The organism is Porphyromonas uenonis 60-3 (assembly GCF_000174775.1).
Taxonomy (GTDB): Bacteria; Bacteroidota; Bacteroidia; order Bacteroidales; family Porphyromonadaceae; genus Porphyromonas; species Porphyromonas uenonis_A.
Genome location: NZ_ACLR01000242.1, coordinates 1 through 8,978, shown reverse-complemented (window position 1 = coordinate 8,978; position 8,978 = coordinate 1). Strand labels below are relative to the sequence as shown.

General features: G+C 53.2%; 8 protein-coding genes and 1 pseudogene. 6 read left to right on the top strand and 3 right to left on the bottom strand.

Features of this window, described 5'->3' with window-relative positions; translation table 11 throughout:
• Positions 1–684 (bottom strand): annotated as a pseudogene (locus tag PORUE0001_RS09585) (M13 family metallopeptidase N-terminal domain-containing protein); the annotation flags it as partial.
• A gap of 49 nt (positions 685–733) precedes the next feature.
• Positions 734–901: a hypothetical protein gene (locus PORUE0001_RS10670; RefSeq protein WP_007366247.1), complete on the bottom strand. Its 168-nt coding sequence runs from the start codon at positions 899–901 to the stop codon at positions 734–736.
• Between the two features lie 496 nt (positions 902–1,397).
• On the opposite strand from PORUE0001_RS10670, the gene PORUE0001_RS09580 reads away from it, so the two are divergent.
• Positions 1,398–2,279 carry a fructose bisphosphate aldolase gene (locus tag PORUE0001_RS09580; protein WP_007366252.1) on the top strand — a complete coding sequence of 294 codons (882 nt, stop codon included), beginning with the start codon at positions 1,398–1,400 and terminating at the stop codon, positions 2,277–2,279.
• A 179-nt stretch (positions 2,280–2,458) separates the two neighbouring features.
• Here the strand turns inward: PORUE0001_RS09580 and PORUE0001_RS09575 are convergent, their stop codons facing one another.
• Positions 2,459–2,719 carry an RNA recognition motif domain-containing protein gene (locus tag PORUE0001_RS09575; RefSeq protein WP_007366244.1) on the bottom strand — a complete coding sequence of 87 codons (261 nt, stop codon included), beginning with the start codon at positions 2,717–2,719 and terminating at the stop codon, positions 2,459–2,461.
• Between the two features lie 368 nt (positions 2,720–3,087).
• Here PORUE0001_RS09575 and PORUE0001_RS09570 point away from each other — a divergent pair, with 368 nt between their 5' ends.
• The 5 genes from PORUE0001_RS09570 (at position 3,088) to PORUE0001_RS09550 (ending at position 8,699) form a co-directional block, all read left to right on the top strand.
• Positions 3,088–4,554 carry a CCA tRNA nucleotidyltransferase gene (locus tag PORUE0001_RS09570; RefSeq protein WP_039865907.1) on the top strand — a complete coding sequence of 489 codons (1,467 nt, stop codon included), beginning with the start codon at positions 3,088–3,090 and terminating at the stop codon, positions 4,552–4,554.
• Between the two features lie 15 nt (positions 4,555–4,569).
• Positions 4,570–5,205, top strand: a complete 636-nt coding sequence (locus PORUE0001_RS09565; RefSeq protein ID WP_007366249.1) for a hypothetical protein — start codon at positions 4,570–4,572, stop codon at positions 5,203–5,205.
• A gap of 89 nt (positions 5,206–5,294) precedes the next feature.
• Positions 5,295–6,992: a glutamine--tRNA ligase/YqeY domain fusion protein gene (locus PORUE0001_RS09560; protein WP_007366245.1), complete on the top strand. Its 1,698-nt coding sequence runs from the start codon at positions 5,295–5,297 to the stop codon at positions 6,990–6,992.
• 26 nt (positions 6,993–7,018) lie between these two features.
• Entirely contained in the window at positions 7,019–7,678 is a 660-nt protein-coding gene (locus tag PORUE0001_RS09555; protein ID WP_007366246.1) for a DedA family protein, read from the top strand.
• A gap of 64 nt (positions 7,679–7,742) precedes the next feature.
• Positions 7,743–8,699, top strand: coding sequence for an NAD-dependent epimerase/dehydratase family protein (locus tag PORUE0001_RS09550; RefSeq protein ID WP_007366250.1), 957 nt, complete (start codon positions 7,743–7,745; stop codon positions 8,697–8,699).
• Positions 8,700–8,978 lie beyond the last annotated feature (279 nt).

Here is an 8,978-nt window from a genome sequence, read left to right as displayed (position 1 = left end):
AATATTGTTTTTCGCAATGCGCTGAGCCTCCTCGGCAGAGTAACCAGCTAGCTGAGCGATGCGCTCGATGTACTGATTGTAGGCCTTGATGATCTCGCCATTCTTTGGATCTGTGTAGTACTCCTTGTTGCCCAGAGCTAGACTTGTCTGTTTCAGGTTAAAGATGTTCATGTCACTATTCTCAGCATCGGCCATGACATAGGTGCCAAAGAATGTATCATCACCCTTATTGTCCTGCTGAGCTGCGAAGTCTACGAGCGCCTTCTTAGAGTTGATCGCCTCAATAGACTTTAACTCGTCAAGGATCGGCTGAGCGCCTAGCTCGTTGCGCTTGACACTGTCGATAGCCTGCTTGTATAGTACAGAGACACGATACTCATTGGAGCCAGCCTTGTAGCTACCCTGAGCGAGCTCATCAACGATCCCGTGGATCTGCTCTATTGAGCGGTCACTAAGGACATCAAAAGCCCCGAAGCTACTATAGGCAGGCTTCAGCGGGTTAGCCTTGATCCAGCCTCCATTGACATAGTGGTAGAAGTCATCCTGTGGACGCACGAGCGTGTCCATATCAGCTAGATTGATAGCTGGGACGATCTCCTCGTTAGTCCCCTGCTTCTTACTGCAAGCAGAGAGCGTGATAGAAGCTGCGCATAGAGCAGCAACTAGTAGTTTGCGATTGTTCATATTCGATTGTTCGATTTCAAAATGATTCATAAGTGGAGGGAGAGCCTGCCTAAAGTAAAGGTGAGGGATACTCTCCTGTGTCGGTCAGCTTCGCCACATGCTCTATGACCATATCACGATCAGAGCTATAAGTCGTGCCAGCCACCTCCAGCTCCTCCTCGATCTTGCGATAAGTTTCTGCACGTCCCTCTCCGCCCTTGCCTGACAAAGGTAACACTATTCAATAATATAACTGTCAACGGGTATGATTACGCTGATGGCTCCGATGCGATTTGGATCCCTCGGTGGAAAATCTGCGATAGCTTACGAGAAAACGAAAATTCGTCACGGAGGGGCGAAATAAAAGTTCGGAAGAATGAAATGAAACTTCGGAAGAAAGATTTCGAAGTTCCGATGAATTTTTCCGTTCCTCGGTGGATATTCCGAATTTCCTCCGAAGAGATTTTCGATTTCCTCAGAGGTGTGTATTGAGTGGTTGCGATCGGCTGTCAGTGGCTGGCTGGCGATTAGCTAGAGGCATCGGAGCTATGAGAGCAATCGGGACCATCTGAAAAACGTAACTTCATAGAGAAGCGTGAGTGGGGCTATGTGACTTATTTTTACTACCTTTGAGGAGCTTACGGTAGAGACGGTGGCGGATGGGTCGCGTCTCGGACTTCTCCCAGGAGGAGCGCTAAGCGATTGATAAGCGTCTAACTTACTTTTTACACAATATGAATCAGAAGCAATTAGAACAGATGAAAAGCGGTCGTGGCTTCATCGGAGCTCTCGACCAGAGTGGTGGCTCTACGCCTAAGGCTTTGAAGGCTTATGGTATCACTGAGGATGCCTGGAAGAATGAGGATGAGATGTTTGACCTGATCCATCAGATGCGTACTCGTATGATCAAGAGCCCTGCCTTTGCTACGGGCAAGCTCGTGGGTGTGATCCTCTTCGAGCGCACGATGCGTGGTCAGATCGATGGCATGAACACGGCTGACTATCTCTGGGAGAAGCTGAGCATCGTCCCCTTCCTCAAGGTGGATAAGGGACTGCAGGAGCTACAGGATGGAGTACAGCTGATGAAGCCATTCCCAGGACTCGATGATCTGCTCAAGGATGCTACTAAGTATCATATCTTCGGCACGAAGATGCGTAGTGTCATCAAGGAGGCTAATGAGAAGGGTATCAAGGCTATCGTAGATCAGCAATTTGAGTGGGGCAAGCAGATCCTAGCTCATGACCTCGTGCCTATCCTAGAGCCTGAGGTGGACATCCACTGCCCCGATAAGGCTAAGGCTGAGGAGATCCTCAAGCGTGAGCTACTCGCACACCTAGACAAGCTGGATCGTCCTGTCATGCTCAAGATCACGCTCCCCACGGAGGACAATCTCTACAAGGAGGTCATCGAGCATCCTAATATGCTTCGTGTAGTAGCTCTGTCGGGTGGTTATAGCCGTGAGCACGCTAATGAGCTACTTGCTCGTAACAAGGGTGTGATCGCTTCCTTCTCTCGTGCACTGGCTGAGGGCCTGACGGCACAGCAGAGCGATGAGGAGTTCAACGCTACGATCGCTAAGTCGGTCGATGACGTCTATCAGGCTTCGATTAAGTAAACCTACTATAGATACAGAAAAAGAGGAGCTATCGCCCGTATGGGTGGTAGCTCCTCTTTAATGGGATTGGGTTTAGACCGTACCGATACTATTACTTGTTGCAGTGCGCTCGGTACTGTATCGTGAGGTGGAGATGTTTAGTCTCGCTTCACTACGGCTCAGCTTTGCTCAGGGGCTCTTTAGAAGCGTCTCTCACGGCGAGGACGATCCTCAGCCTCACGAATGAGGAGACGACGCCCCTCAAACTCCTGCTCGCTAAGCGCCTCGATAGCACGACGAGCATCCTCGTCTGCCATGTCGGCAAAGCCGAACCCGCGTGAACGCCCAGTGGCGCGATCCATGACGACACGAGCGTTGGAGACCTCTCCGAACTCGCTGAGTAGTTGCTCCAAGTCGTTCTCACGAACTCGGTAGCTCAAGTTGCCTAAATATAGGGTCATAAAAGGGAAAAGGGAAAAAGGGAAAATAATTAGTGAAGCAATGGGGGAGAGAGACACCTCACGAATGTGATACAGATCTCAAACTGTCTGAATTGCTACCGTACTGCCATCTATTGTCACGACGATATTTGCCGTCATTAGGATAGTGGGCGAGAGAGGGCGACTATCTAAATTCTTAATGTGTGCCATAGCCGTCGATGCTTTTCTCCGTTTGCTGAGTGCAAATGTAAGTATAATTATTGACCTGACAATCTATTTGATAGCATCCTAACGCAACACTCTCTAATTTGTATTACCTTTGTAACGCTTCACTTGAGGCTGTAGTACTTGTGCGACAGCCTTCATTTACTATTATAGAGGAGATAGATATGCCGATACCTTTTGACCCTTATGCTGACTACAGTCCGTACCTGCGCCATCCAGTCTTTGCGCTGGTGGGGCGTGTGGCTGATGCGCTTGATCTGGAGACCTATGTGGTCGGTGGATGGGTGCGAGACCTTTTCCTACAGCGCCCGAGCAGTGATATAGACATCGTTTGCGTGGGCAGTGGCATTGCCTTGGCTAAAGCGGTGGCTCGGGAGATAGGTCCGAAGTGTCAGGTGCATGTCTTTGCGAACTTTGGTACGGCGCAACTGCGCTACAAGGGCGTGGAGGTGGAGTTCGTCGGAGCGCGTCGTGAGAGCTACCAGCGAGATAGTCGCAAGCCGATCGTCGAGGATGGCACGCTCGAAGATGATCAGGAGCGGCGCGACTTCACGATCAATGCGATGGCTATCTCGCTCAACGAACGTACTTATGGCGAGCTGGTAGACCCCTTCTACGGTCTGGAGGATCTGCAGGACTATATGATCCGCACGCCGGTCGATCCGCAGGTTACCTTCGATGATGATCCGCTTCGTATGATGCGTGCGGTGCGCTTTGCTTCGCAGCTGGGCTTCTTCATTGATGATGCCGTCTTTGACGCTATTGTGAAGCTCCGAGAGCGCATTAAGATAGTTTCAGCGGAGCGTATCATCGTGGAACTCAATAAGATTATGCTCTCGCCTCGTCCCAGTGTGGGGCTCTCCCTGATGGAGCAGACGGGCTTACTGGAGCTGATCCTGCCTGAGGTGCAGCTACTGCGTGGCACCGAGACGGTCGTCGGCGTGGGGCACAAGGACAATCTGGCGCATACCTATCAAGTGGTCGACCAATTGGCGGCAAAGAGTGACAACCTCTACCTTCGCTGGGCGGCTCTGCTACACGATATTGCGAAGCCTAAGACGAAGCGCTGGGATGCACAGCAGGGGTGGACCTTTCACAACCATAACTATATAGGAGCTAAGATGGTGCCGCGTATGTTTCGCCGCCTCAAGCTCCCGCTGGACAGCCACATGCAGTATGTCGCTAAGTTGGTGGACCTACACATGCGTCCCTCTTCGCTTGTTGATGAGGGGGTGACCGACTCGGCGATACGTCGTCTGCTCTTTGACGCGGGCGATGATATAGAGGACTTGATGACGCTGGTGGAGAGCGACGTGACGAGCAAGAACCCGAAGCGTGTGCAGCAGGTCCTGGACAACTATCAGGTGATACGACGCAAGCTCCAAGAGGTGGAGGAGAAGGATCGTATTCGCAACTTTGCTCCGCCGATTGATGGTGCCGAGATCATGCGTCTCTTTGGTATTCCGCCCTCGCAGATCGTGGGAACGCTCAAGGAGCGGATCAAGAATGCGATCCTAGACGGTGAGATACCCAACGAATATGGACCCGCTCGTGAGTTGCTCCTCAAGGAAGCTGCCGAGCGGGGGCTCAAGCCACAAGAGGGCGAGCCCGCAAAACCTACTAATGACTGAAAGACAGACAGAACTATGACAGATCAGACGAAGGTAGCCGAAGAGCTAGCTGAGCTACATCACTTTGGTTCACACAATATCTATATGCCCACGGCTCCTGTGGGTCACTTTCTCCCTTATTACCCGTGGCGCACGCTCTACGAGCAGCTGCCTTTCAAGGGGGCTTACCCGCAGCTTCTCTACACGGACAGTCGTGCGGACGCTCTCTTTGACGCCCTTTCGCTACGCCTTGCCGAGCTGGTGGCAGACGAAGACTTTCACATGGAGGTGTCCCTGCAGTACCCTATGGGGATACCTGTAGCAGAGGTGCGGGAGGGTTACCTGACACTCATCATAACAGACCCCAACTTGGCGCAAAGACTCGAGGGCTTGCCAGTGGAAGTGCCCAGAGAGCTGTGGCTTGATATGCTCGCCATGAGCTTGATACAGTACATCCTACAGACGGAGATAGCTCCTGAGGAGCAGGTTGAGGTCGCTCTAGTGGAGATGCCTCACGAGGGTGCCGAGGAGGAGAGCGAAGAGGTGCGTCCTCTCTGGGTCAAGCAGTGGGAGCAGACGCAAGAGATGATCCGCAAGAGCAACGGCGCTCACCGCTATCGCTACGGCTTCAGCCTCACCTTAGCGGGTCGCACCTCTAGCAACGTCGAGTAGCGTGCTTTTTTTATCTACCTTTGTATCCAAATAGATAACCGAGGGAGGCTGCTTCACGGCGCAAGGGTCTCCGATAAGATATAGATGCAATGAACAAGACTCCACTAGAGGATGCTACAAGCAATGGCGCAGAGAGCACGGGACTAAACTTTATAGAGCAGGTTGTCGTAGCGGACATCCAGAGCGGTAAGTATGATGGACGTGTGCAGACACGCTTCCCACCAGAGCCTAACGGCTACCTACACATAGGTCACGCTAAGGCTATCTGCATCGACTTCGGCATCGCGCAGAAGTATGGAGGCGTGTGCAATCTACGCTTTGACGATACCAACCCGATCAAAGAGGATGTGGAGTACGTGGACGCTATCCGTGAGGACATCCACTGGCTCGGCTTCGAGTGGGGCAAGGAGTGCTACGCTTCGGACTACTTCCCACAGCTCTACGCCTTTGCCGAGCGTCTCATCATGACGGGCCATGCTTACGTCGATGAGCAGAGCGCCGAGGAGATTGCCCAGCAGAAGGGTACGCCTACGACCCCTGGCATCAATAGCCCTTACCGTGATCGTCCCGCTGAGGAGAGCTTGGATCTCTTCCACCGTATGAATGCGGGCGAATTTCCCGAGGGCGCTATGACGCTCCGTGCTAAGATCGATATGGCTTCGGACGATATGCACTTCCGCGACCCGATCATCTACCGTATCATCAAGCGCCCGCATCACCGCACTGGTACAGAGTGGCAGGTCTATCCTATGTACGACTTCGCACATGGACAGAGCGACTACTTCGAGGGGGTGACCCACTCGATCTGTACCTTGGAGTTCGTACCGCATCGTCCGCTGTACAATTATCTTGTGGAGCTCCTGATGCCTGAGGGAACCACTTACAGACCGTATCAGTTTGAGTTTAACCGGCTCAACCTCACCTACACGATGATGAGCAAGCGCAAGCTCCTCAGCCTCGTGCAGCAGGGACTCGTCACTGGCTGGGACGACCCACGCATGCCGACCCTCTGCGGTCTGCGTCGTAGGGGCTACACGCCACAGTCCATCCGTGACTTCGTCAGCATGATCGGCTACACTCGCTATGAGGGCACCATTGATCTCTCGCTCCTAGAGCATGCCGTGCGCAATGACCTCAACAAGCATGCTGCACGTGTCTCCGCTGTCCTAGACCCTGTCAAGCTCATCCTGACCAATCTACCAGAGGGTCACGACGAATCGCTAGAGATGGTCAATAACCCTGAGGACCTATCGGAGGGTACGCATATTCAGCACCTTACGCGTGAGCTTTGGATCGATCGGAGCGACTTTATGGAGGAGGCTCCGAAGAAGTATTACCGCCTCACGCCTGGAGGCTTGGACGTACGCCTACGTGGTGGCTACATCATCAAGTGTACTGGTTGCGAAAAAGATGCCGAGGGCAATGTGACGGCCGTCCTTGCCGAAGTTTACCTAGACAGCAAAACAGGCATGGAGGGTAGCAATCGCAAAGTCAAGGCTACGATACACTGGGTCTCTACAGCCTATGCGCTAGATGCTGAGGTACGTCTCTATGACCGCCTCTTCCTAGAGGAAGACCCCTCAGGCATCCCTGCTGAGGAGCTCAAGGACCACCTCAACCCCGACTCGCTCATCGTGCAGCACGCTTATGTCGAGGAGTGTCTGCAAGACGCTCAGGTAGGGGATCACTTGCAGTTCCAGCGAGTCGGCTACTTTACGGTCGATCCCGACAGCCGTCCAGGCGCACTGGTCTTTAACCGCACCGTATCGCTCAAAGATCGTCGCTAGAGAGACTCCTCCCCCCTTAGAAAAGTATGCTGGAACAACTGACGCTTTGGTTCTTTGACCACCTGAACTACTGGACGGTCTTCCTTTTGATGACCATCGAGAGTTCGTTTATTCCTTTCCCCAGTGAGGTGGTCGTACCGCCCGCAGCCTTTCTAGCAGCCACGGGCGGACAGATGAGCGTCGTTGGTGTGCTCTTCTTTGCCACTTGTGGAGCCATCGTGGGGGCTCTGATCAACTATTACTTAGCCATGTGGCTCGGGCGTCCTATCGTCTACCGCTTTGCTGGCAGTAGAGTAGGGCGTATGCTCCTGCTGAGTCCCGAGAAGCTCGACCGTGCCAACGAATACTTCGTTCGCAAGGGAGCTGTCTCCACTTTCGTAGGCCGTCTGGTGCCAGCCATTCGTCAGCTCATCTCCATACCCGCAGGTTTATCCCGCATGCCGCTAGGCGCTTTTGTGGGCTATACGGCTCTAGGCGCTGGCGTGTGGAATGCGGTCCTCGCGCTCATTGGCGTCCTCCTCTCGCGTGTCCCTGGCATCGAGACGAAGGAGCAGGTGGTCGCTAAGGCGAGCGAGTACAGCCACATCATCGGTTACTCCATATTGGCGATCGTGCTACTCCTGCTGGCGATCTACATCGTCCGGCAGGTCAAACGCAAGCGACGCCGCAATCTGATCATAGACTAAAAGCTCTTAATCATCTCATTTTAGGTACCTTTGCACAGCAAAACAAGCTCAACTATATAAAGACATGAAGAATATATTGATCATTGGCTCGACCGGTCAGATAGGCTCCGAGCTGACAATGAAACTACGTCGTGAGTACCAGAATGGTTCAGTCGTAGCCGGTTACATCGCTGCAATGCCTCCTAAGGGCGAGCTCCTCGAGAGTGGTCCCGCAGAGCTTGCCGACATCACCGACTCAGCTCAGCTAGCAGCCATCGTCGACAAGTACAAGATCGATACCATCTATAACCTAGCAGCTCTCCTGAGCGCTACAGCAGAGGCTAAGCCTCAGTTGGCATGGCACATCGGACTGGGTGGACTCTTTAACGTCCTAGAGATAGCTCGTGAGAAGGGTTGTGCCGTCTTCACCCCCAGTTCTATCGGAGCCTTTGGCAATGAGACTCCCAAGGACAAAACTCCTCAGGATACGATCCAGCGCCCCAAGACTATGTACGGTGTGACCAAGGTAGCTGGTGAGCTCCTCAGCGACTACTACCACAAGCGCTTTGGCGTAGATACCCGCTCGGTGCGCTTCCCAGGGCTTATCTCCAATGTGACGCTACCCGGCGGTGGTACTACGGACTATGCCGTAGAGATCTACTACGCAGCCGTCAAGGAGGGCAAGTTCGTCTGCCCCATCAAGGAGGGTACCTACATGGATATGATGTATATGCCAGACGCTCTGCACGCTATGGTCCAGCTCATGGAGGCTGATCCTACGAGACTGGTACATCGCAACTCCTTCAACATTGCCTCGATGAGCTTCGAGCCAGGCCAGATCGCAGCTGCTGTCAAGCGTATCATCCCCGACTTCGAGATGAGCTACGATGTCGATCCGCTGCGCCAAGCTATCGCTGAGTCGTGGCCTAACTCGCTCGACGACAGCTGCGCTCGTCGTGAGTGGGACTGGCAACCACACTACGACCTCGACACCATGAGTCAGGATATGATCCAGGTGCTACGCGCTCGCTACGGCAAGTAAGCATCCGCACAGATCCCCAGAGACTGACACAGTCTCATCCACATGCGCCACTCTTGAGTTCGCTCAGGGGTGGCGCTTTTCATTTGTGACTCTCGAGGAAGGCTCCGCAAGTGCGTACGCATGGCCACCTTCCGTGTGGAGACGAAAGCTTTTGTAAAAGCGCCCAAAACGGTTCCTCCCTTGGAACTTTTCAGTTCCAACGTAGGAACTTCTCGGTTCCTAGGGAGGGATTTCTGTTTTCCTAGGCATGAAACTCTAGTTTCTTCGGCATGAAACACT

Bases quoted from the DNA above. Each gene is read 5' to 3' on its own strand.
- PORUE0001_RS09580 (WP_007366252.1), top strand. From the start codon at position 1,398: ATGAATCAGAAGCAATTAGAACAGATGAAAAGCGGTCGTGGCTTCATC.
- PORUE0001_RS09575 (WP_007366244.1), bottom strand. From the start codon at position 2,719: ATGACCCTATATTTAGGCAACTTGAGCTACCGAGTTCGTGAGAACGAC.
- PORUE0001_RS09570 (WP_039865907.1), top strand. From the start codon at position 3,088: ATGCCGATACCTTTTGACCCTTATGCTGACTACAGTCCGTACCTGCGC.
- PORUE0001_RS09565 (WP_007366249.1), top strand. From the start codon at position 4,570: ATGACAGATCAGACGAAGGTAGCCGAAGAGCTAGCTGAGCTACATCAC.
- PORUE0001_RS09560 (WP_007366245.1), top strand. From the start codon at position 5,295: ATGAACAAGACTCCACTAGAGGATGCTACAAGCAATGGCGCAGAGAGC.
- PORUE0001_RS09555 (WP_007366246.1), top strand. From the start codon at position 7,019: ATGCTGGAACAACTGACGCTTTGGTTCTTTGACCACCTGAACTACTGG.
- PORUE0001_RS09550 (WP_007366250.1), top strand. From the start codon at position 7,743: ATGAAGAATATATTGATCATTGGCTCGACCGGTCAGATAGGCTCCGAG.